The organism is Candidatus Paraluminiphilus aquimaris (assembly GCF_026230195.1).
In the GTDB taxonomy this organism is placed as follows: domain Bacteria; phylum Pseudomonadota; class Gammaproteobacteria; order Pseudomonadales; family Halieaceae; genus Luminiphilus; species Luminiphilus aquimaris.
Window position 1 is genome coordinate 1 of the sequence record NZ_CP036501.1, and the last position, 22,991, is coordinate 22,991.

Here is a 22,991-nt window from a genome sequence, read left to right on the forward strand (position 1 = left end):
TCGGGTTCAGGCTCGGGCTCAGGTTCGGGCTCAGGCTCGGGCTCGGGTTCTGGCTCTGGCTCTGGCTCTGGTTCAGGCTCCGGCTCCGGCTCTGGTTCCGGCTCGGGCTCCGGTTCTGGCTCAGGTTCAGGCTCCGGCTCGGGTTCTGGCTCAGGCTCCGGCTCCGGTTCTGGCTCAGGTTCCGGCTCGGGTTCAGGTTCAGGTTCCGGCTCTGGCTCGGGCTCGGGTTCGGGCTCGGGCTCGGGCTCAGGCTCAGGTTCGGGCTCTGGTTCTGGCTCTGGCTCTGGCTCTGGTTCTGGTTCCGGTTCAGGCTCGGGTTCGGGCTCAGGCTCTGGCTCGGGCTCAGGCTCCGGTTCTGGCTCGGGCTCCGGTTCTGGTTCCGGCTCCGGTTCGGGCTCGGGCTCTGGCTCAGGCTCGGGCTCGGGCTCTGGCTCAGGCTCGGGCTCGGGCTCGGGCTCGGGTTCAGGCTCGGGCTCGGGCTCAGGCTCGGGTTCCGGTTCAGGCTCCGGCTCCGGCTCCGGCTCAGGCTCGGGCTCGGGCTCGGGCTCAGGCTCTGGTTCGGGCTCGGGTTCCGGCTCGGGTTCCGGCTCGGGTTCCGGTTCAGGCTCTGGCTCAGGTTCTGGCTCGGGCTCCGGTTCAGGCTCGGGCTCGGGTTCCGGCTCAGGCTCTGGCTCGGGCTCGGGCTCAGGTTCCGGCTCAGGCTCGGGTTCTGGTTCTGGCTCGGGCTCCGGTTCGGGCTCCGGTTCGGGCTCAGGTTCAGGTTCCGGCTCAGGTTCAGGCTCGGGTTCCGGTTCTGGCTCAGGTTCAGGCTCGGGTTCTGGCTCCGGCTCAGGCTCGGGTTCTGGTTCGGGTGCCAGGACCAAAGCCTCAAGAGCGTCTATTAACGGCTTAGGTTGTGTATCTGTAGCTTCACCCAATTCAAGGCCGCGCTCCTGAAGGTCAAACAAAATTCGACCTAACCGAACAAAGGTATGCCCATTATTTGCAATTGCCCCTGCTCCGGGCGCGTCGAGGCCTTCGAGTAAATCGCTACCGGCCTCAACGGCCTCGAGTAGTGTCGCAACCGTTGCGTCCAAGACCTCGGCTTCGGAGCCTGCGACCCCGACACCAAAAAGCTCGTCATTGATTAAAAATTCATTATTTTCAGGTACAGAAAATGAGGTATCACCGACGCTCTCGATTTCCACCGAGGAACCCGACGCCGTTATGACAATATCGCCTTGTTGAACTTCGTCGCCTTCCCTCAAGGTACGCGCAACCCCATCCTCCGAGAGGACAGTCGCCTTGCCTGTAAGCGATGTAACGATCCCAGTCATATAGCATGACCCAAGGTTGATTCATTTCCGCAGACATACGATCCCATAGCGACATAGTCGACAATAGAGACCAAAGGGCAGAGTTTTGGGGTCATCATGGGGAGGTTCACGCGACACCACCACGCAGTAACAAGGCCAATTGAACTCGATCACGCACACTAAGCTTCTGGAAAACGGAGGTAAGGCGGGCTTTAACAGTTCTTTCCGAGATACTTAGGCGGGCTGCAATTTCTCGATTACTCAATCCATCGGCAACGGCATTCGCCACTTGACGCTCCCGCTTGGTGAGCTCATCCAAGGACACCGCATTACTGGAAGAAATCTGCGCAACCAAACCATCAGCGCTGGCCATCACCCTGCGCATGAGCGATGCCGGCAACCAAAAGCCGCCGTTTTTTACAGTGTTAGCAACAAGACGTAACTGAGTCGGCGCGGCTGCAACGTGGCAATAGCCCCGCGCGCCTCGAGCTAAAAGTGCAAATGCATCCTCGTCCTTGGGGAATGAAACCATACACACGATGGGAACCGACTCATTGGTAGCCACGATGCGATCGATAAACGTCAATGCTTGATCAAAGTCTAGCGTCGAAAAGTCCAGCCAGTAGGTAACCGAGGGCGTAATGCGGAGACCTGCAATGGAAGACCGCAGCACGAGTGTGCCAAGCGCCTCAGTCCAGCGAGCAGCAGGCTTCTCTGCAAGAGTTAATATCGTATTTGACATTAACGCTCCGATAACGCGCGTTGCTGAGCTCGAAGCACCGGCTTCATGAGGTAGGAAAGAACGGTTTTTCGACCAGTGAGGATATCGACATCCACTGTCATACCGGGAATGATGGGCTGCTCGGGTCCAAAATCGACGTTCTTAGTTCTTACCGTGACCTCATAATAGGGTTGGTCACTACTGTCGATTAGCGTATCTGCGCCAATCTGTTCGATGGTGCCTTCCATACCCCCGTAAACCACAAAATCATAAGCGGTAAATTTCACATTCGCTTCCTGACCCGGCGCAATAAACGCGATATCACGAGGCTTAATTCGAACCTCGAGAAGCAGCGTATCGTCGGCGGGAACAAGCTCGATAATGTCTCGTCCCGCGAGAACAACGCCACCAACAGTGTTGTAGTGCAGTTGCTTTATCGTTCCAGATACCGGTGCGATGACTTCCGTTCGGTTCACCCGGTCAGTGAGGCCCTCACCTGCCTGAGTGAGCGCTGCAATCCGGGTGTAGGTTTCGGCGAGTTTTTCACGCGTGGCATTCAAAAACTCAAGTCGAACCGTCTCGATCTTATTCGAGGCCTCTTGAACTGCCTCCTCTAATCGCCGAATACCAGCTCGGACTTGCCTTAACTCGCCACTCGCGCGGTTCAACTCACGTTCGAGCCTGAGTATTTCAACTTGAGATGCGGCGCCAGAAGCAATCAATGGTCTTGTCACCTCCAGCTCACTTCTTGCCAGGGACACCTCGGTCACAAGCTGATCGCGCTTAGCAATTAGCTCCAATAGCTCTTGATCCCGCTGCCGCTTTTGACGCCGCGCAATTAATTCCTTTGTCTCTAGCTCTGTGCGACTTGTTTGGAAAAGCTCCAGCTCCTCAGCGACCACCTCGGGCGCGAGTTCACGCATTGATTCGTCAAAAACAAAATCTCGCTGAGAAACAAGGGCATCCAAGCGCATAGCCCGAATTTCCAGCCCCTGTAACTCCGCCTGATTTTCGCCTAACGAGGCCTGAGAGCGTGTTCTGTCTAATTGCAGGAGTACCTGCCCGCGTTCGACAAACTCCCCCTCTGAGACAAAAATTTGCTGCACCACGCCACCATCTTGTGAACCAATAATTTGAACTTGGCTCGACGGAATAACCTTACCGGTACCTCGAGTGACCGTATCTATGCCCGCAAATGCGCTCCACACTAGCAGGCACGTCAGTGCTATCAGCACACCGTAAAGAAGCCGACGGGCTGTCGTTGGCTCTTGCTCAAGAATCGCCTCGTCGGAAAGCTCGCTCCAGTTGCGATGAGCAACTAATTTTGCGGCATCTTGATCAGGCATCTGCTCTCCCAATCTTTCCTTCCCGAAGAGCTGAAATCACAGCATCGCGTTGCCCGTCAGCGACGACCTTTCCCGAATCGACAACTAATATTCGGTCCGCCAGGGCCAATAATGCGTTTCGGTGAGTCACTACAATTAGGGTCCGTCCCTCCATGTAGGTCTTCAAGTTCTCAATAATCACGCGCTCCGTACTCTGGTCGGTACCGCCAGTCGGCTCGTCTAAGATCAGAATTGCTGGCTCAGTTACGAGGGCGCGAGCAACTGAAATACATTTTCGCTGACCGCCAGAAACGGAGTCACCTCGCTCAGAGATAGGCATATCGAAGCCCAATGGATGTCGATTTACCCAGTCGGCAATACCCGCGCGCTCAGCAGCCTTGATCAGCTGTGCATCTGAAATGCCTGGCCTTGCAAGCGCTATATTGTCTCTCAATGTCCCAGTGAATAACGTGACGTCCTGAGGCACGTAACCTACCGAACCTCTGTATTCACGCGGGTCCAGTTGTCGAATATCAACGCCATCAATTCGGATCTCTCCGTCGGTGGCCTCAAACAACCCAAGCGCCAGCTTGGCTATGGTCGATTTACCAGAACCCACGCGTCCCAGTAAGGCTATGTGTTCACCGGCAGAAAATTTAAAGGATGCCTTTTGCAGAGAGTTCAACCCTGAATTTGGGTACTTAAAGCTGACATTCTTAAATTCGAATGTCCCTTGGAATGAGTCCCTAGAAATAAACGCCTTCTCGTCTTGGTACTCACTGGGTGTGTCGAATAGGGCGGTCAAGGACTTCATTGCCACTTGCGCATTTTGAAATTGCGCAAGGAGCGATCCCAGTTTGGCAAAGGGGCCAACTGCTCTTATTGAAAGAAGCATGCAAGCAATCAACCCACCAAGCGTAAGCTTGCCAGCAGCAATCATGTAGACACCTATAACAATGACTGAAAGCTGAACAATGCGCTGTACTGTCGAACTACTTTGCGTCAGCCGAAGATTAAGGTTCCGAGCACTCAGGTTTTGGCTGGCCAAAAATCGAGTGGCCTCCTCCCACTGCCGCTGCATAATTGACTCAGCGCCCATTGCCTTGAGTGTTTCCAATCCCGACAAAGTCTCGATCAACGTTGCGTTACGTTGTGCTCCGGCCGCATAGCTTGTCTCGGTTAACTTTTCTAAGCGCGGACGAACCACCATGGCAATCGCCAGTAGAAGCACAATGCCGAAAAGAACCGGCAACAACATGGTGGGAGAAATCCAAGCAATTACCGCGACAAAAATAAGCGCAAAGGGGATATCAATTAGACCCGTCAAGGTTGCAGAGGTCGTAAAGTCTCGCAGAAACTCAAATGATCTCAGGTTGGCAGCAAACGAGCCGACGGACGCAGGCTTGTGTTCAAGCCGCAGTCCGAGGGTTTTTTCCAAAATACTGGCCGACAATGAAATATCGATTCGCCTCGCTGCGTAATCCAGAAAATACCCTCTCGATATTCGAAGAATAAGGTCCGCAATCAGCGCAACCACAACGCCGATGGTCAGAACCCATAGCGTCTCAAATGCGGCATTGGGGACGACTCTGTCATACACGTTCATTGTGAAAATCGGGACCGCCAGCGCTAGCAGGTTTACAAAGAAGGACGCAAATAAAATGTCTCTGTAGAGCGTCCTATGCTCCGCCATAACAGACCAGAACCAATGGTCTCGATGTACGCCTATTGCACCCAAAGACGACTCAGCCAATCTAAATTTGGGTCGCGCAAATAGTACCTTGTTAGTGACCTCCGCTTTCAGTTTCTCCAAGGAGATCGTAACCCCTTCGTCGCCCAACTCTGGTCGAAAAATTAAGGCGGAACCGTCCTCATCCAGCGATTCAAGTACCGCGCATTTATCCCCTTTTAGCAGTAGCAATGCGGGCAAAGCGGATGCAGGAATGTCATCGATATCTACAGACTGTAAACGGGCTCTGAGTCCCGCACGTCTTGCTGCGCGCACCAATAAATCGGGCGTGAAATCAGTCAGCCGAGTCGGTAGGCCAGCGGTAAGGGACTGGAGTGTTGCCGGTGCTCTGTGATGATGCGCGATTCGCTGTAAACACGTTACAAGCGCCTCACCTCCGCTTCTCGCAGAGCCCACTACCTCCTCACTTGCTGCGGCATCGTTCGCCAATCTTCCTCCCCTCGCTCAACCGCGGGTTGCTCCGAACAGGGTGGTGTAGAGCAAATCGCGATAGCCAGACACTTTAGGTCCGCTGAAATGACCGCCTATAGTGACCATTCATGGCGCTAAGTGTCTGTAAGGTAGGTCACTTTTCATGACCGAAACTAGGAGAAATGTGAGCTACCTATCACTTTTTAGGCGTCAAACTGACTCATTTGCTCGCTTTTAGACGATTTGGTAACGCGATCTACAGCAAACACCATTTGACCGCCGACAGTTTTTTGACACGAAGGCTTGCTGTCTTAGTAACACGTCTTGGCGATCTGCCTGCCGTGAGGATCACGACTGGCCGCAATCAGCTCATGAAATAGCGGAGGTCCGGAAGGTCGTTCGGTAACAATGCACCCAAAACAACACGGTCGTAAGAAGTACCACAGCACCGCTTTGGTGACCTGCGGCAATCGCGACATCGACATGTGACAGCACCGTGCTGATGCCAAGTACAATCTGCAGTGTGATGGCTCCGAGCAGAAGTACACCCGCTCTGCGCAATCGAGCGTCTGAATCGGCAAGCCAAGTCCGCAGCCCGAGCACAACCAGCGTAATCCCCGTGACATAAGCCAACATACGGTGGTTGAAGTGTATCGTTGTGACCTGCTCAAAAGACGAGATCCAGCCCCCTGAATACAGAGCGGGCGGGATAAAACTATCCCCCATCAGTGGCCACGTTGGAAACGATAGTCCTGCGTTTGTACCCGCTACAAAACCGCCACTTAAAATCATGACGTAAACCAATGCCACCACCGAAAAGACACCCAGACTCGCATCTTTTGTCGGTTCGCGATCAGGCGAGAACAACCCAATCGTTAACCAGACAATGTAGGCGTAAATAGCGATGGCGAGACCTAGGTGTGCCGTCAACCGATACTGTGACACATCAGGTCGATCGACAAGCCCACTCTTTACCATGTACCAACCCATCAAACCCTGACAGGCCCCAAGAAACAGGAGAAAAAACAAGTGCGGCTTAATTTCAGGCTTAACCTTGCCCATCCACAAAAAGATCATAAATGGCACAAAAAACAGCAAACCGATGAACCTGCCGAGCATACGGTGCAAATATTCAAACCAGAAGATTTGCTTAAACTCATCTAGCCCCATGCCTTGATTGACAAGTTGGTACTCGGGGAACAATTTGTATTGATCGAACAAGTAGAGCCAATCGGCGTGAGACAGCGGTGGAACAACACCCATGATCGGCCGCCAATCAACCATAGACAAACCAGACTCGGTCAGACGCGTTACACCACCTAATAAGATCATGCCGAAAATCGTTACTGCGCAGATCGCCAACCAGCGGCCTACGATCATGTCGTTACGATGTGAAATCACTGCAGTCATTCAATCCCCCAAAACAGCCGCATTAGTTTAACAAACTCAAGACGTGAATCGGGTACTAAAGTAGACTCACCGCGACACCAAGGATCCTATTTAATGGCACTTTTACGCTTAAGTGACGCCGAGTTACATTTCGGTACTCACGTTCTCCTCGATAAATTGAACCTCACTATTTCGAAAGGTGAGCGCCTGGGCCTGCTCGGAAGAAATGGCGTCGGCAAAACAACGCTGTTTAAAGTGCTTACCGGGGAGCAGCAACTGGATGACGGGGAGCGATGGATCGACCCCGCGATCAAGCTCTCACGTCTTGAGCAAGAGCTGCCAATTGAAGGTATGACGTCCGTATTTGATTGGGTGGCAGGAGGCCTATTGGAGCTCGGCGATCTACTGGTCCAATACCGAAGTCTACTGTCCTCGGACAGCGCGACGGCGCTAGACGAGCTCGCGGCGGTGCAACTTGCGCTCGATGCGAGTGACGGCTGGAATGTTCAAAATCGTGTCGAAACGACGCTGTCACAACTGGGTTTAAATGGCGAAGACAAGTTGGCCGACTTATCCGGGGGATGGCGGCGCCGTGTCGCACTCGCGCGTGCACTCGTGTCGGAACCCGATCTATTGCTCCTTGATGAACCGACCAACCACCTCGATATACCGACAATTGTGTGGCTAGAACAACAGTTACAGTCCTTTCGCGGCGCCATTATTCTTATTACCCACGATCGTCGGTTTCTTCAAACGATTGCCAACAGAATTGGCGAGCTCGACCGGGGGCAATTAAGCGTTTGGCCCGGTAACTACCGCGACTTTTTAAAACACCGCGCGGAACAGCTGGCGGCAGAAGAGACCGCAAATGCCCTGTTTGACAAGAGACTCGCGCAAGAAGAAGTCTGGATACGCCAGGGCATCAAAGCGCGACGAACCCGCAACGAAGGCCGTGTACGACGCTTAGAAGCGATGAGAGAAGAACGCGCGGGACGGCGCCAGCAAACGGGCACCGCCAATATCAGCGTCGGTGCAGGTGCGCTATCAGGCAAACTCGTAGCCGAAGCCAAAGACGCAGGGGTCGCATACAATGGCGAAGCTGTCATTCAGAACGTCAATACAATCATTCAACGCGGCGATCGGGTCGGCATTGTCGGTCGCAATGGTGCGGGTAAAACGACACTCATAAAAATGTTACTTGGCGAACTCGCGCCCGACTCGGGCAGCGTTAAAATCGGCTCGAAATTAGAGATAGCTTACTCAGATCAACTCCGCGGTCATCTCGATCCTGAGGGAACATTGATAGACAACATTTGTGGTGGTCAAGAATTTATCGAGATTAACGGCAAAAGAAAGCACGCCATTGGCTATCTTGGTGACTTCTTATTTTCGCCTGACCGAGTGAGGGCGCCAACCAAGGTGCTCTCTGGTGGCGAGCGCAACCGCGCTATTTTGGCAAAGCTGTTTACTCAACCCGCCAACTTATTAGTGCTCGATGAGCCCACTAATGACCTCGATATTGAAACGTTAGAACTGCTAGAAGAGGTATTGCTCGAATTCAAAGGCACGGTTCTTTTAGTCAGTCACGACAGAGACTTCATGGATCGCGTCGTTACCAGTTTGATGGTAATCAACGACAATGGCGAGATTGAGGAGCAGGCGGGTAATTTTTCCGACTGGGAAAGTCGAGGTGGAAAACTCGTCAGTAGCGTCTCAGATGTACGTACTTCTGACAGGCGAGTTGCGCTCGAGAAGACGTCAAAACCTTCTGCGAAGAATCAGTCAGAGCCTAAGACAGTTTCAAGAAAACTCAGTTATAAAGAAAAGCGAGAGCTTGAAGATCTCCCAGATCGAATAGCCCGACTGGAAACAGAACAGGCGCTACTCGAAGCGAGAACCGCGGATCCCTCATTTTTTTCGGGTGACAGTAATGAAGTAGCAGAGGTTCTGGACCGTCTCAGCGAAGCGTCGAACCTGCTCGATGACGCGTTGGAGCGCCTTATCGAGCTAGAGGGTTAACCTTCTCTCTGCCACGCTGCATGTCTCGGCCTAGAGAACCGAGGCAACGGCATCGATTACGATATCCATGTTTTGTTGGTTAAGCGCCGCAACGTTGATCCGTGACGAGTCCAGCATATAAAGGCCCCGCTCTTTACGCAGTCCACGCGCCTGCTCCACCGACAGACCTAAGAAAGAAAACATGCCCTTCTCTTTCGAAATGAAAGAAAAATCCTGATTGGTTTTCTCTGAGAGCTTTGCAGATAACTGTGTCCGCAAATCGATCATTCGCGCACAAATCTCCTGGAGCTCGAGTTCCCAAGATGCGCGTAATGTCGGATCGCTCAAAACCCGACCAGCCAGCAGCGCGCCATGAGCTGGCGGCATAGAGTAAACTCGACGCGCAGCACCCAAACCATGACTGTGGGTCGCCTCTGCTACTTGGGCATTTCTCCCAAAGAACAGTGCTACGCCTGTTCGCTCACGGTATAAACCTAAATTTTTCGAACATGACGCGGCAACAATCAGCTCACCCAGTCGGTTCGCCAGTAAGCGAAGTCCAGCAACGTCTGCCTCCAAGTCGGTACCCATCCCTTGATAAGCGAGATCTACCAGTACCGTGAAGCCTTGTGTCAGCGCCATGTCGGCAATGTGCCCCCACTGCTCCAAGGTTAAATCGGCCCCTGAGGGGTTATGGCAACATCCGTGCAGAAGCACCACGTCACCTTTTTTCGCCCCTTTTAAGTCACTTGCCATGCCATCAAAGTCAACACCATGCGATACCGGGTCGTAATACCGATACGTCTTAAACTTCAGCCCAACCGATCCCATCAACGGAATGTGTACTGGCCACGTCGGGTTGCTAATCCATACGGTCGCATCAGGTGCAGCGGCAGCGAGTACTTCCGAGGCAATACGAAGCGCGCCGCAACCGCCTGGGGTTTGAATCGCTGTTATGTTGGCGCCGTCCCCAGCAAGCACTTCCCCAAAGACAAGTGACTTCATTGCACTCAAATACGCGGCATCTCCCGCCGCCGGCAAATAGGCTTTCGTTATCTCATCGGCAACAAGTTGCTCTTGCGCTTGACGCACAGCCTGAAAAACAGGGCATACACCCGCTTCGTCCATGTAAATACCGACGGTTAAATCAATTTTGTTCGGGTTAGGGTCGGCACGACACTCGGCAGCAAGTCCAAGGATCGGATCGGGCGACAAAACGGATAATTGCTCTAACATCAAAAACTCTTTCGGAAAAAAAATACGGCGCGAGTATACGATATGGGTGTGGCGGCATAAATGCCTGATATCATTTCACGCTGAAATCCTAACCGTCCGAAATCCAGATCTGCCATGGCCTCCCACAGACGCGACAATCTTTTCGCTGAATTAAGAGCGGATACAACCCTGTTTAGCTTCAACGACTCGGTTGTAGATGTGTTCCCCGATATGATTCAGCGCTCGGTACCCGGATACTCCACTGTCGTCAGGATGACCGGCGTCCTCTCCGAACAGTATGCTCAGCCAGGTACGTGTATTTACGACATCGGCTGCTCTTTAGGGGAGTCAATCCGGTCTGCAGAGCGTGCATTGGCCGATAATGCAGCCGCTAACAAAACGTGCCGTTTTATTGGCATCGACAGCTCATCCGCCATGATTACACGCGCACGAGAGCAATCCTTGCAGGGCTCAGCGATTGAATGGATTCAATCTGACGCGCTGCTCACGCAGTTCGAAACCACCAGCGTCGTCATTCTTAACTTTACCCTTCAGTTCATTCCCATTGATGAGCGGCTGAGACTGTTAAAAGCTATTCGGCGCGCAATGGTACCCGGAGGACTGCTCATCCTCTCTGAGAAGCTTACTATGGCTGATCCAGCCATGGACGCCCTAATGATCGACTTACATCACGACTTTAAGCGCAGCCAAGGCTACAGTGACCTCGAAATCGCGCAGAAACGTGACGCCATCGACAATGTTCTAATCCCTGAAACAGCGCAGATTCATACCGCGCGGCTGGCCGATGCGGGCTTTTCTCGATCGAGCATATGGTTTCAATGCTTGAATTTTGCCTCCTTTATTGCGATTGCCTGATTATCGATGGACGTGCCTAATGAGTTGCTCGCAGATATAAAAGCCTTCACGGCGCGCTGGGACGACCCTAAGTTGTGCGCCTGGCTACAGACGCTGCCCGAGCAACTTGCGCAGTCCATGTCAGAGAAGCGCTTTGGCGACCTGAAACGCTGGCGAGAAGCCCTTTCTTCTCTTCCTGATATTGCGCCAGAGACAGTCAGTCTCAACGCTAATCATGTCGGCGTATCAGGCAACCTATCCGAGCACACGCGAAAAGAGCTGGAGGGCGCGCTTCGTGGTTTACATCCCTGGCGAAAAGGCCCCTTCTCACTGTTTGGTGTCGACATCGATACCGAATGGCGTTCAGACTTCAAGTGGGCTCGCCTGACAGATGCCATAACACCGCTGGCAGGTCGCCGAGTACTGGATGTCGGGTGTGGCAGTGGTTACCACTGCTGGCGCATGCGAGGCGCGGGCGCATCGGAGGTTATTGGTATCGATCCAACGCCTCTCTTTGTACTGCAGTTCAAGGCGATTCAAAAATACATTAACGAGCCAGCTGTGCACGTTCTCCCGCTAACACTCGAGCAGCTGCCCACTAAACTACAAGCTTTCGACACCGTGTTTTCAATGGGCGTACTTTATCATCGCCGATCTCCGATCGATCACCTGACCGACCTTCGCGATACCCTCGTTTCCGGCGGAGAGTTAGTTCTTGAGACACTTGTGGTGGAAGGTGATGAGCACAGGGTGTTCGTTCCGCCCGGGCGCTATGCACGGATGGGCAACGTCTGGTTTCTACCGAGCCCTAAAGCCCTAATGACTTGGCTTTCAAAGGTGGGTTTCGCGGACACAAAACTCGTTGATGTCAGCGCAACATCACAGGACGAACAACGTTCTACGGATTGGATGACCTTCCACTCTTTAGCAAACTTCTTAGACCCAATGGATCACACTAAAACCATTGAAGGCCACCCAGCACCTCGCCGCGCCATTATTACGGCTCGGCTCCCCTAGTCTCAGTCGTCTGAAGCACCGCCCGATGTAATCGCTGGGCTCATGGGGAAAGTGGCGACTTTGCCTGACTCACCGCCCTCACTAATCTTTGCCGCACCCTGCTTTTCGACTTCGTCAATCCGGATAATAGACTGCATGGGAATATAACTGCGCTTGACCCCCGCGAATTCAGATTTGAGCTTCTCCTCGCCAGGGTCAACAAGGATCGCGGATCGCTCACCAAACAACATTTCCTCGATTTCTACAAAGCCCCACATATCACTCTGATAAATGTGCTTCGCAAAGACTTCGAAGATTTCCTTTCCATTGTGGAAAATAATTTTATACACAGGCTGATTCGACATGCTGTTTCAGGTGTTTAGTGTGAGGCGCGCGATGCTACCACTTTTGCCAAAATTCGAAAGGGCTAGCGCCACGCCATTTCACAGTTAGACAGGTATAATAGCTGATTACCGACACATCGAGCATAAGTCTGTGAGCACAACAACACGATCAAAAGTCTTTATCCAGACCCATGGTTGCCAAATGAACGAATACGACTCTGCGCGAATGAGCGACTTATTGCGCGAGAGCCACGGCATGGAGCGAACGGATAACGCAGAAGAGGCCGATGTGCTTTTGCTGAACACCTGCAGCATTCGTGAAAAAGCGCAGGAAAAAGTATTTCATCAACTCGGCCGCTGGAAATCGATAAAAGCCAAGCGCCCCGATGTGGTCATTGGTGTCGGCGGCTGCGTCGCGAGCCAGGAGGGCGAGGCCATTAGCGAGCGAGCGCCCTATGTCGACTTAATATTTGGCCCTCAGACACTCCATCGACTGCCTGAGATGCTCGAAACGCGCAATGAGAAAGACAGTGCCGTAGTCGATATTTCGTTCCCGGAGATAGAAAAGTTCGATCGGCTACCTCAGCCGTCAAGCGACAGCGCAACAGCGTTCGTATCGATTATGGAAGGATGCAGTAAGTACTGCACATTTTGCGTCGTCCCTTACACACGAGGCGAAGAGGTATCGCGTCCAGTGGATGATGTCATTGCCGAGATTGCACACCTCGCATCGTCTGGGGTGAAAGAGGTCAATCTCTTGGGTCAAAACGTTAATGCTTATCGCGGCGAGAACCATCTTGGAGAGATCGTGGACTTTGCCGAGCTACTTGGGCTGGTTAATTTAGTCCCCGGTGTGGAGCGCATTCGGTATACCACGTCCCACCCCGTGGAATTTAGCGACGCGTTAATAGAAGCTTACCGCGATATTCCCGCGCTGGTTGACCATCTTCACCTGCCCGTGCAAAGCGGCTCAGATCGCATTTTAATGGCGATGAAGCGAGGCCATACCGCGATAGAATACAAGTCTAAGATACGCGCACTGCGGAAGATTCGTCCTAACATATCGTTATCTTCAGACTTCATCATTGGGTTCCCAGGGGAGACGGAGCAAGATTTCCACGCCACGATGAAGCTCATAGAAGAAGTGGGGTTCGATACATCCTTCAGCTTTATATACAGTGCAAGACCCGGTACTCCAGCGTCTGATCTGCAGGACGAGACACCGGAGGACGTTAAAAAGAAACGATTGCATCTCCTACAAAGCCGTATCAATCAGCAAGCGATGGAAATAAGTCGGCGTATGGTCGGAACGACTCAACGGATTCTCGTGACCGGCGTATCGAAGAAAGATCCTGGCCGGCTAGCTGGACGAACTGAAAACAACCGTGTGGTCAACTTTACCAGCCTTGACCACGATTTAATCGGCGAGTTCGCGACAGTCGATATTGTCGACGCGCTGCCAAACTCGCTTCACGGCGTGCTTGTGAGTTGACATGCGTCGCAAGCTCTGTATCTTCACTCAGCCATACGTTATATGAGCGGCCAAACAGTCCTTGGACATTGACCCGATACCTCCCGAGCCCGACAGTCGGGAGGACATAGTATCCTCCTCTTTCACGCTTGAACCTGAGAACGCGAAGCATGTTGCACTGCTTTGCGGGCACCTCAACACCCATTTCAAACTGATCGAAGATCGTCTTCGCGTTTCGATTAGCAATCGCGGAAACCAGATAAAGATCGGCGGCCCTGCTGCTGCGTGCGAGTCTGGGGAACGCCTCATTAGAAAACTCTACGTCGATGTCACTAAGGGTATTCGCTTGAGCCCAGAGGCCATTCACCTGCAGTTACAACAGGCTGATCTCGAGTTGCTAAAAGGTCAGGAAGAGACCAATGAGTCTGTTCTGATAAAAAGCATAAAGACCAAGCGCGGCACGGTTAAGCCGCGCGGTCACAGTCAGATCAGTTACGTTAAAGACATACAGCGCTACGATTTGAATTTCGGTGTCGGTCCTGCAGGAACAGGTAAAACATACCTAGCTGTAGCTTGTGCCGTGCAGGCGCTTCTTGATGAAGACGTGAAGCGTATTCTGCTTGTTCGCCCCGCAGTGGAAGCAGGTGAACGTTTGGGCTTTTTACCCGGCGACCTGACGCAAAAGGTCGATCCCTACCTGCGACCGCTCTACGACGCACTCTACGAGATGCTCGGTTTCGAAACGGTCGGTAAGTACATCGAGCGAAATATTATCGAAGTGGCGCCACTGGCGTTTATGCGCGGCCGCACGCTCAACAACGCCTTTATCATTCTCGATGAGGCACAAAATACCACTCGCGAGCAAATGAAGATGTTTCTGACTCGCTTGGGTTTCGGGTCAACAGCGGTCATTACCGGAGACGCAACCCAAATTGATCTACCCCGCGGCCAACCCTCCGGCTTGGTTCATGCAACGCAGGTTCTAGATGGCGTCGATGGTGTCTCCTTTACCTGGTTCAATAAAAAAGATGTGGTCCGCCATCCCTTGGTTCAGCGCGTCGTTAACGCTTACGAAGAGCACGATGCAATCATGGGAAACAACGCTCAGGAGCAGCGCTAATGAAGCTCTCTGTACATCTCGACTGCAACCATAACGAGGCGCCAGAGCAACAAGCATTCGAAAAGTGGGTCGCTACCGCACTGTCGGGCGATCACGTTCATTGGCGATCTACAGAGGCAGCTGAAGTCAGTATTCAAGTGGTCGATACCGATGAGATGATCCGCTTTAATCACCAGTACCGGGGTAAAAATACAGACACTAACGTTCTGTCGTTTCCTGTTGATTCGGAAATGCAACAAAGAACAGGCTTACTCGGTGACCTGATTATTTGTGGTGAGGTTGTCGCTCGTGAAGCGCGCGAGCAGTCAAAGTTGACGCAGCATCATTGGGCGCACATGACGATTCATGGAACCCTCCACTTATTGGGCTACGACCACATCGCGGATGAAGACGCCGACGTGATGGAGGCGCTTGAAATAGGCTATCTGGCACAGCTATCAATTCCCAACCCCTACACCTCTTCTGAAACCAACATCTGATGAATAGTAACGACACACGTAATAACGAAACTGAAGAGCGCTCCTGGCTGGATCGATTGACTCAGATGGTCACGGGGACTCCCTACACGCGCGCTGACCTAGAAGGGTTGCTGCAATTAGCCGTGGACAACGAAGTTATCGATGATGATGCGCGAAATATTATGGAAGGCGCTCTCACTGTCGGGGAGATGCAAGCCCGAGACGCGATGATTCCGCGGGCACAAATGATTGTTATTCGCGAAGGTGCAACCCTCGATGAAGTGTTGCCACAAATTATTCATACGGGCCACTCACGCTACCCCGTAGTGGGTGAAGGAACCGACGATGTGCAGGGAATCCTCCTCGCCAAAGACTTATTACCGTTCGTACTAAACCCCAACACTGAGTTTGATATTGCGGCGCTGCTTCGCCCGGCCGTAATTGTTCCGGAGAGCAAGCGACTAAATGTACTGCTCAGAGAGTTTCGTCAGGCACGTAACCACATGGCCATCGTTATCGATGAATACGGTGGCGTCGCTGGGCTTGTCACCATTGAAGACGTGCTCGAAGAGATCGTTGGTGAAATTGAGGATGAGACCGACTCAGATGAAGAGGTTCAAATTCGCAAGCTCACTGAGGATAGTTTTTTTGTCCAAGCCTTAACCCCTGTAGAGGAGTTTAATGAGGCATTTGGTGTCGATTTCAGTGACGAGGAGTTCGACACTATTGGTGGCCTCGTTCTTCAAGCCTTTGGTCGCCTACCTACGCGCAACGAAACCGTAACCTTTGAAGGCCTTGAGTTTCGCGTCATTAACGCAGATCAGCGCAAACTGAACAGTCTGCGCGTGACCCTAATGAACGAGCGTTAACTTAGGGTGCGCTGGAGTAAAGTACAGCGCGCAACCTACAGCCTCACAGCGGGGCTGATTTTCACGTTGGGTCTTGCGCCCTTTGACCTCAAAATAGCTTCCCTGCTCAGCCTCGCCATGCTTTACGGGGCCCTGGTTAATCAAACGGCCAAGGAAGGCGCATTAATGGGGTGGCTGTACGGCGCTGGGTTCTTTGGTGCGGGCGTGTCTTGGGTTTTTGTAAGCATTCATGTTTACGGCGGTGCACCGACCTCACTCGCCTTACTACTGACCTTTATCTTCTGCGGCGGACTCGCCGTACTACCAGCCGTACAGGCTGCTATTTTCTGCCACTTACAGCCGAAGAACGTCGTTCAACGAGGTCTCTTTTTTGCCGGCTTATGGGTTACCTTTGAGTGGATCAGAACCTGGCTCTTAACCGGCTTTCCTTGGCTATTTGCTGGCTATGCCAGCATCGATACGCCACTCGCAGGATGGGCTCCTGTTGTAGGTGTATTGGGTGTTTCCTTACTCATTGCGCTCAGTGCTGCAGGCTTAGCCGAAATCTATTTAACGCAGGCTCGACGCACAGCCTTCATCTGGCTTTCTTGGTCTTTCTCGCTCTTGCTCGTTGGCGCGCTACTTGAGCAAATAAACTGGACAACCCGTACTGGCAATAAGGCGGAGGCTGTCGTTTACCAGCCTAACACCTCACTATCCGATAAGTGGGACCCCAACAATACTCAGGCAATTCTCGAGGATTACCTGACACATGCCCAACTTCACACTCCCGACACAGATTTACTTATTTGGCCAGAAGGCGCGTTGCCCTTCTACTTGGATCAAGCGCCGAATTACATCGCTCGTCTGAATCAGCTCGGTGAAATCAATGACGCGTCCATTGTTCTGGGCGTTGCAACCCGTGAGGGATCGCAGCGCTTTAACAGCATCGTGACGCTTGGCAATGCGGCGGATGAATATCGAAAGCAAAAACTCGTCCCATTTGGTGAGTTTGTGCCCCTCGAATCCCAACTGAGAGGGCTTATCGACTTTTTTGATCTACCAATGTCTAATTTTTCACGTGGCAGCAAAGACCAAGGTAGTCTGATGACGGGCATCGGTGAACTCGCGCCCTTTATCTGTTACGAAGTGGTCTATCCTGACTTTGTTGCAAAGCGGTCGAGGACCAGTCAAATACTTGTCACCATCTCCAACGACGCTTGGTTTGGAACCAGCCATGGACCTCATCAACATTTTCAAATGGTCCGCTTCCGCTCACTTGAGCTGCAGAAACCAACAATACGCGGTGCCAACAACGGAATCACTGCCGTCGTCTTGCCCTCGGGCGAAGTAGATAAGGCACTCCCACAGTTCGAGAAAGGCAATCTGATTCTGAGCGTTGAGCCGCACGAGGGCCTTACCCCGTTTGCTCGCTGGGGGAGCGGTCCTGTAATCCTATTAAGTCTTTTGCTTTTACTGCCTAGCATCACGAGTGTCGCAGCAAGCGTTGCCAGAAAAATTGGCATAAAAGCTCAGCGCTAATCGCCTCTATCCTGATAGACTACGGTCGCAATCATAATCACCAACGTCTGCGTCAAATTAATGAATCCAAGCGAATACCAACCAGAGATCCTCGAGACCGAGATTCAGTCATCGTGGCTGACCGAAAAAGCCTTTTCAGTAGACGTCGACACGAGTCGTGACAAGTTTTACTGCTTAGCTATGTTTCCCTACCCCAGTGGGAAACTCCACATGGGGCACGTACGCAATTACACGATTGCTGATGTAATTGCGCGCTATCAGCGCATGATGGGGAAGAACGTGCTGCAGCCCATGGGTTGGGATGCATTTGGACTGCCCGCCGAAAACGCAGCGATCCAAAAAAAGGTCGCACCGGCCGCCTGGACCAAGAGCAACATCGCAGAGATGCGACGGCAACTTCAGCGGCTGGGTTTCGCCTACGATTGGGACCGTGAATTAGCCACGTGTACGCCCGAATACTATCGGTGGGAACAATGGTTTTTCACACGACTTTATGAAAAGGGTCTCGTCTACAAGAAAATGGCCACGGTCAACTGGGATCCTGTCGATCAAACAGTGCTTGCAAACGAGCAAGTGATCGACGGTCGCGGATGGCGATCAGGCGCCGAGGTTGAGCGCAGAGAGATCCCCCAATGGTTTATTCGCATCACCGATTACGCTGAAGAATTATTGGATAACCTAGACAAGCTGGAGGGTTGGCCTGAGCCAGTTCGACTCATGCAACGCAACTGGATTGGCAAGAGTCGCGGGGTCGAGTTGAGCTTCGAGCTCGATACGCCCATTGCAGGGCTGGATAAGATCGACGTCTACACAACCCGCCCCGACACCCTCTTTGGCGTGAGTTATGTCAGCCTTGCAGCGGAGCACCCCATCAGCCTTGCGCTTGGTAAAGATAATCCGGCACTTGCGACCTTTATTGGTGACTGCAAGAAAGCCTCTGTTGCCGCAGCTGATATGGCGCGGGCAGAAAAGCTCGGTATGGATACGGGAATACGTGCGAGCCACCCTCTGACTGGGGAAGCGATCCCTGTCTGGATCGCAAACTATGTATTGATGGACTACGGCTCGGGCGCCGTCATGGCTGTTCCAGCGCATGATGAGCGAGACTGGGAATTCGCTCGGCAATACGCGTTACCGCTTATTAGCGTGATCAATGACGAGGGCGGACAACCTGCTGATGTAACGACCGCGGCCTATATTGAGCGCGGAACACTGACGAATTCGGGCACTTACGATGGCCTCGCCTTCGAAGACGCCTTCGAAAAAATAGCCAGCGCACTCGAAGAAAAGTCATTGGGCAAAGTGACCACACAATATCGTTTACGTGATTGGGGTGTGTCTCGACAACGTTATTGGGGCACGCCGATCCCCATGTTGAATCTCGAGGGCGGGGGTGAGGTACCCATTCCTGCGGACCGGCTGCCCTCGCTTCTCCCGGAGGATGTCGTCATGGATGGCGTGGCGTCACCCATAAAGACCGATCCCAACTGGCGTAAATTTGAGATCGACGGCGCCACATGCGAGCGTGAGACCGACACGTTCGATACCTTTATGCAGTCATCCTGGTACTACGCGCGATTTACCTGCCCTGACTATGATCAAGGAATGCTGGACTCGGACGCCGCGAATTACTGGCTTCCCGTCGATCAGTATGTCGGCGGTATTGAGCACGCGATATTGCACCTTCTTTACGCTCGCTTCTTCCACAAGCTTATGCGCGATGAAGGGCTGCTCAGCTCTGACGAGCCCTTCGAGCGTTTGTTAACACAAGGCATGGTGCTCAAAGACGGCGCGAAGATGTCAAAATCAAAGGGAAACACCGTCGATCCCCAAGAGCTCATAGATCGCTACGGTGCAGATACCGTCAGACTATTTAGCATGTTTGCGGCGCCACCCGAGCAGTCGCTTGAGTGGTCGGATGCTGGTGTGGACGGCTCTCATCGCTTTCTCAAGCGATTATGGCGCTTAGTGCAAGAAGCAGAGTCTGGCGCCGCCCAAACTCTGGAAGCGGCGACGCTCGATAAGGCACAGAAAGCCCTGCGTCGAAAAACACACGAAACGATTGCTAAAGTCAGCGATGACTACGGACGACGACAAACGTTTAATACGGCTGTCGCTGCAGTGATGGAGCTCTGTAACGAAGTGAGCCGACACGATGGACGATCTGCCGAAGACGCGATAGTGATCCACGAGGCGTTATCTTCGGCCGTCCTGTTGTTGGCGCCGATTGTTCCGCACATTAGCCAAGCGCTTTATCAGACATTAACAGGTGAGCACCTACTTGATGCGACGTGGCCAGTGGTTGATGAGTCGGCACTGACTCGAGATGAAATAGACATCGTGGTGCAGGTGAATGGTAAGGTCAGAGCCAAAATCGCTGTTGCCGCCGATGCAGACAAAGACGCGGTGCAGGAAATAGCGTTAGCTCATGAGAATGTCCAACGCTTCATTGAGGGCGTTAGCATCAGGAAAATCATTGTTGTTCCGGGAAAGCTTGTCAATGTGGTTGCTAACTAGGTTACCTCTGCGCGGTAGAGCGCTAGCAGGTATGCTGCTTGCGCTCGTGCTGACAAGCTGTGGCTTCGAGCTACGCGGCCAAAATGCGCGCGCTGAGACCCTTGGGCTGTATCCTATTTCTGTTGTCAGCTCCGCACCAAATAGTGAATTTGCATCGCAGCTACGTACATCACTACTTAGGTTAGGCGCGCGCGTCGTCGGCCCATCTGAGGCGACGCTCATTTTGCAGGTGGGCACAGAGCGCTTTGAACAAAGAAACCTGTCACTGACCGCAAGAGCACGGGCCGCAGAGCTCGAAATTAGAGCAAGCGTTACATTTTCGCTGCAGCTGGGCGAGCGCTGGCTAGTCGAAGGTGAAACCCTCACGGTGGTGGATCAAATGCTAAACGATCCTCTCAATGTGGTCGGTAAGACGGAGGAGCTAAGACTTCTGCAGGCTGAGCTTCGGACGACCTTGGTTGAGGCGCTGACGCGCCGCATTGATTACAGACTCGCGGCCGATAATGCAGATAAGGCCTGAGCAACTCGACCAATTCTTAAAGCAAGGCTTATCGTCTTGTTACCTCGTCACAGGTGCCGAACCCCTGATCGTCCAAGAGTGCGCAGACGCCATTCGCGTTGCGGCAAGAGGCCAAGGCTGTATCGACCGTGAGCGCTTCGATACAACCGATAAAGCTGCTTGGCAAAATCTATTGCAAAGTGCGAGCGCCATGTCGCTATTCTCGGACCGTAAATTAATCGAGGTTCAAGTTGAGAGCGGCAAGCCGGGTACCGAGGGCAGTAAAGCCATTCAGGAATATCTCACGATGGAGTCTGATGATGTCCTACTCATCGTCGCCGGAAAAATTGATAAGCAATCCCAACGCGCTAAATGGTATACCGCGTTAGATCAGCGTGGAGCCATTATTACCGTATGGCCCGTGGGACGGCGTGAAATGCCGTCATGGATTCAGGCGCGACTCAAGCTACGCGGTATGTCGGCCGATCGCGACGCAGTCGCCCTATTGTCCGAACGAGTCGAGGGAAATCTACTCGCAGCTGCACAGGAAATCGAAAAGCTGAGCCTCCTTGCCAGTGACGATCACTTATCGGTTGAACACGTTGCTGAATCGGTGGGCGATAGCGCTCGCTACAATACATTTGGCATGGTCGATACGGCGCTCTCTGGCGATGCACGCGGCGCCCTAAGAGCACTGCGAGGACTGCAAGCCGAGGGCAACGCCGCACCTGTCATCTTATGGCCAGTCTCGAAAGAGTTAAGGCTACTAATCGATGCGGAATCTGCCGTGCGAAAAGGAACCTCACCCGCCAATGCCCTCGACCGTTTAGGCGTCTGGCGCAGTCGAATAAATCTATTGCAGTCAGCGCTAGCAAGGCACAACAGAGAGTCGCTTGAAGTCTGTTTATCACTCAACTTTGCCGCGGATGGAAGCGCCAAAGGCTATATGCCCGGTAACTGCTGGGACTACCTTGAGTCGCTCATTGTAACCTTAGCTACCGGCGCATCTTCGGTCATGCCCCGACGCCGCCGATAGAGTCCTATAAGACTCAAAACTCCGAAAAAAGCGGCAAAGGCAAAAGCGACAACAAAACCCAGCCACTCCGCCACAGCACCGTGAATTGCTGCACCCACAGCAGGGGCTGCCATCATGGTCATCGACCATAAGCTCATGACGCGGCCATGATACGGCGGATCGATCACGAGTTGCGCTAGAGTCTGACACGCAGTTCCCGCCAGAGTTGTCGATAAACTGAGCAAACCCACTAAAACAAATAGACTTGATAGATCCGTTATCCAGAAAAGATTAGAGAGCAAACCCGCTGCAAAAAGCATGGCCATGACGCTCATATTATATAAGTACCGAATATCAGCCCTCAGACGGCTCATGAGAAAGCCACCCAAAACAGCCCCACCTCCCGCGGCCGCGGTCAGCCAAGCCAGCTCCGCAGCACCGCCGGCGATGAGGCGCCCAGATACCGCGGGTAAGAGTTCGATAAAACTGCGCCCTAGAAACCCATTGATCGATGTCAGCGCGAGAATAATGACAAGGGGGGCAGCGCTGAAGACATAGCGGAGTCCGTCGACAAACTCGCTGTTTACACTGCCATGTGCTCGTTTTTGGCGTGTCCCCACGCCGCCTAGGGATTTTAGGATAAAACCCGAGGCTGCAAATATGAGGACAGGCGTTGACCACGCCCACGTAGCACCGGCACGGGCAATAATTGTCGCGCAAATAGCCGGACCTAAAATACGGGCAATGTTAAATGACATGGCGGTCAGCCCGACTGCACTGGGAAGTGCCTCGCGCGGCACTAACAGCGGTACCAGAGCGAGACGCATAGGGCTGTGCATTGCCGATACGGAGCCCAGTGCCGTAGCAAGAATCAGTAGCACCGATAAGTTGAGCATCCCGAAATAGGTGGCCAGCGCACCACTCATAGCAATCGCTCCATGAATGAGCATTGACCATATCAAGCCGTATCTGGGGTTTATGCGATCTGACTGAACACCGAAATAAGGCGATAGCAGGAGCGCCGGCGCAAGCATGAGGGCGCTTACAATTCCCACCCACAGTGCCGACTGTGTCAGCTCCCAAGCGTTCCATCCCAGGAGGAAACGCAACATCCAACTACCCAAGCCTGAACACCAACTGGCTGGGTAATAGCGTCTAAAGCGCGGTGCATTTAACGCAGAATGCTTCACCTGTCGCTTTTCACGACACACAAATGGCGCCT

The 22,991-nt window shown here is 52.9% G+C and carries 18 protein-coding genes and 1 pseudogene; 11 read left to right on the top strand and 8 right to left on the bottom strand.

Going from position 1 to position 22,991, the window contains the following annotated elements; all coding sequences use genetic code 11:
* Positions 1–1,007: 1,007 nt before the first annotated feature.
* From E0F26_RS00005 to E0F26_RS00025, 5 genes and pseudogenes are all read right to left on the bottom strand, one after another.
* Positions 1,008–1,316 (bottom strand): annotated as a pseudogene (locus E0F26_RS00005) (retention module-containing protein); the annotation flags it as partial.
* A 106-nt stretch (positions 1,317–1,422) separates the two neighbouring features.
* On the bottom strand, positions 1,423–2,037 hold the full coding sequence (locus E0F26_RS00010; protein ID WP_279241993.1) for a response regulator transcription factor: 615 nt from the start codon (positions 2,035–2,037) through the stop codon (positions 1,423–1,425).
* Positions 2,037–3,362, bottom strand: coding sequence for an HlyD family type I secretion periplasmic adaptor subunit (locus E0F26_RS00015; RefSeq protein ID WP_279241994.1), 1,326 nt, complete (start codon positions 3,360–3,362; stop codon positions 2,037–2,039). The genes E0F26_RS00010 and E0F26_RS00015 overlap by 1 nt, the downstream gene beginning before the upstream one ends.
* Positions 3,355–5,520 (bottom strand): type I secretion system permease/ATPase, encoded by a 2,166-nt coding sequence (locus E0F26_RS00020; RefSeq protein ID WP_279241995.1) that lies wholly within the window; start codon positions 5,518–5,520, stop codon positions 3,355–3,357. Before E0F26_RS00020 ends, E0F26_RS00015 begins: the two co-directional genes overlap by 8 nt.
* A 351-nt stretch (positions 5,521–5,871) precedes the next feature.
* Positions 5,872–6,912 (bottom strand): COX15/CtaA family protein, encoded by a 1,041-nt coding sequence (locus E0F26_RS00025; protein ID WP_279241996.1) that lies wholly within the window; start codon positions 6,910–6,912, stop codon positions 5,872–5,874.
* Positions 6,913–7,005: 93 nt separating this feature from the next.
* Between E0F26_RS00025 and E0F26_RS00030 the strand changes: the two genes are divergently transcribed.
* Complete coding sequence (locus E0F26_RS00030; protein ID WP_279241997.1) at positions 7,006–8,910, top strand: ATP-binding cassette domain-containing protein; 1,905 nt, start codon at positions 7,006–7,008, stop codon at positions 8,908–8,910.
* Positions 8,911–8,940: 30 nt separating this feature from the next.
* Here E0F26_RS00030 and E0F26_RS00035 read toward each other — a convergent pair whose 3' ends face one another.
* Positions 8,941–10,125, bottom strand: coding sequence for an amino acid aminotransferase (locus E0F26_RS00035; RefSeq protein ID WP_279241998.1), 1,185 nt, complete (start codon positions 10,123–10,125; stop codon positions 8,941–8,943).
* A 114-nt stretch (positions 10,126–10,239) separates the two neighbouring features.
* On the opposite strand from E0F26_RS00035, the gene cmoA reads away from it, so the two are divergent.
* Both cmoA and cmoB read left to right on the top strand, forming a co-directional pair.
* Complete coding sequence (gene cmoA / locus E0F26_RS00040) at positions 10,240–10,980, top strand: carboxy-S-adenosyl-L-methionine synthase CmoA (protein ID WP_279241999.1); 741 nt, start codon at positions 10,240–10,242, stop codon at positions 10,978–10,980.
* A gap of 6 nt (positions 10,981–10,986) precedes the next feature.
* Complete coding sequence (gene cmoB, locus E0F26_RS00045) at positions 10,987–11,976, top strand: tRNA 5-methoxyuridine(34)/uridine 5-oxyacetic acid(34) synthase CmoB (RefSeq protein ID WP_279242000.1); 990 nt, start codon at positions 10,987–10,989, stop codon at positions 11,974–11,976.
* 2 nt (positions 11,977–11,978) lie between these two features.
* Here the strand turns inward: cmoB and E0F26_RS00050 are convergent, their stop codons facing one another.
* On the bottom strand, positions 11,979–12,320 hold the full coding sequence (locus E0F26_RS00050) for a DUF1820 family protein (protein WP_279242001.1): 342 nt from the start codon (positions 12,318–12,320) through the stop codon (positions 11,979–11,981).
* Between the two features lie 130 nt (positions 12,321–12,450).
* Between E0F26_RS00050 and miaB the strand changes: the two genes are divergently transcribed.
* From miaB to holA, 8 genes are all read left to right on the top strand, one after another.
* The gene (gene miaB / locus E0F26_RS00055; RefSeq protein WP_279242002.1) at positions 12,451–13,791 is read left to right on the top strand and encodes a tRNA (N6-isopentenyl adenosine(37)-C2)-methylthiotransferase MiaB; all 1,341 of its coding nucleotides are present in this window, start codon (positions 12,451–12,453) and stop codon (positions 13,789–13,791) included.
* Positions 13,792–13,852: 61 nt separating this feature from the next.
* On the top strand, positions 13,853–14,890 hold the full coding sequence (locus E0F26_RS00060) for a PhoH family protein (protein WP_279242003.1): 1,038 nt from the start codon (positions 13,853–13,855) through the stop codon (positions 14,888–14,890).
* The gene (gene ybeY, locus E0F26_RS00065; protein WP_279242004.1) at positions 14,890–15,369 is read left to right on the top strand and encodes an rRNA maturation RNase YbeY; all 480 of its coding nucleotides are present in this window, start codon (positions 14,890–14,892) and stop codon (positions 15,367–15,369) included. The genes E0F26_RS00060 and ybeY overlap by 1 nt, the downstream gene beginning before the upstream one ends.
* Positions 15,369–16,217, top strand: coding sequence for an HlyC/CorC family transporter (locus E0F26_RS00070; protein WP_279242005.1), 849 nt, complete (start codon positions 15,369–15,371; stop codon positions 16,215–16,217). Before ybeY ends, E0F26_RS00070 begins: the two co-directional genes overlap by 1 nt.
* Before the next feature lie 6 nt (positions 16,218–16,223).
* Complete coding sequence (gene lnt / locus E0F26_RS00075; RefSeq protein WP_279242006.1) at positions 16,224–17,738, top strand: apolipoprotein N-acyltransferase; 1,515 nt, start codon at positions 16,224–16,226, stop codon at positions 17,736–17,738.
* Positions 17,739–17,798: 60 nt separating this feature from the next.
* Positions 17,799–20,255, top strand: coding sequence for a leucine--tRNA ligase (gene leuS / locus E0F26_RS00080; RefSeq protein ID WP_279242007.1), 2,457 nt, complete (start codon positions 17,799–17,801; stop codon positions 20,253–20,255).
* Entirely contained in the window at positions 20,239–20,775 is a 537-nt protein-coding gene (locus E0F26_RS00085) for an LPS-assembly lipoprotein LptE (protein ID WP_279242008.1), read from the top strand. The genes leuS and E0F26_RS00085 overlap by 17 nt, the downstream gene beginning before the upstream one ends.
* Positions 20,759–21,790: a DNA polymerase III subunit delta gene (gene holA / locus E0F26_RS00090; protein WP_279242009.1), complete on the top strand. Its 1,032-nt coding sequence runs from the start codon at positions 20,759–20,761 to the stop codon at positions 21,788–21,790. The genes E0F26_RS00085 and holA overlap by 17 nt, the downstream gene beginning before the upstream one ends.
* Here holA and E0F26_RS00095 read toward each other — a convergent pair.
* Positions 21,721–22,980 carry an MFS transporter gene (locus E0F26_RS00095; protein ID WP_279242010.1) on the bottom strand — a complete coding sequence of 420 codons (1,260 nt, stop codon included), beginning with the start codon at positions 22,978–22,980 and terminating at the stop codon, positions 21,721–21,723. The two genes, holA and E0F26_RS00095, sit on opposite strands and share 70 nt — an antisense overlap.
* Between the last annotated feature and the right edge of the window lie 11 nt (positions 22,981–22,991).

Excerpts from the sequence above, each read along its gene's own strand:
- E0F26_RS00010 (WP_279241993.1), bottom strand. The coding sequence starts at position 2,037 with ATGTCAAATACGATATTAACTCTTGCAGAGAAGCCTGCTGCTCGCTGG.
- E0F26_RS00070 (WP_279242005.1), top strand. The coding sequence starts at position 15,369 with ATGAATAGTAACGACACACGTAATAACGAAACTGAAGAGCGCTCCTGG.
- leuS (WP_279242007.1), top strand. The coding sequence starts at position 17,799 with ATGAATCCAAGCGAATACCAACCAGAGATCCTCGAGACCGAGATTCAG.
- E0F26_RS00025 (WP_279241996.1), bottom strand. The coding sequence starts at position 6,912 with ATGACTGCAGTGATTTCACATCGTAACGACATGATCGTAGGCCGCTGG.
- ybeY (WP_279242004.1), top strand. The coding sequence starts at position 14,890 with ATGAAGCTCTCTGTACATCTCGACTGCAACCATAACGAGGCGCCAGAG.
- cmoB (WP_279242000.1), top strand. The coding sequence starts at position 10,987 with ATGGACGTGCCTAATGAGTTGCTCGCAGATATAAAAGCCTTCACGGCG.
- cmoA (WP_279241999.1), top strand. The coding sequence starts at position 10,240 with ATGGCCTCCCACAGACGCGACAATCTTTTCGCTGAATTAAGAGCGGAT.
- holA (WP_279242009.1), top strand. The coding sequence starts at position 20,759 with ATGCAGATAAGGCCTGAGCAACTCGACCAATTCTTAAAGCAAGGCTTA.
- E0F26_RS00085 (WP_279242008.1), top strand. The coding sequence starts at position 20,239 with ATGTGGTTGCTAACTAGGTTACCTCTGCGCGGTAGAGCGCTAGCAGGT.
- E0F26_RS00050 (WP_279242001.1), bottom strand. The coding sequence starts at position 12,320 with ATGTCGAATCAGCCTGTGTATAAAATTATTTTCCACAATGGAAAGGAA.
- E0F26_RS00030 (WP_279241997.1), top strand. The coding sequence starts at position 7,006 with ATGGCACTTTTACGCTTAAGTGACGCCGAGTTACATTTCGGTACTCAC.
- E0F26_RS00015 (WP_279241994.1), bottom strand. The coding sequence starts at position 3,362 with ATGCCTGATCAAGATGCCGCAAAATTAGTTGCTCATCGCAACTGGAGC.
- E0F26_RS00035 (WP_279241998.1), bottom strand. The coding sequence starts at position 10,125 with ATGTTAGAGCAATTATCCGTTTTGTCGCCCGATCCGATCCTTGGACTT.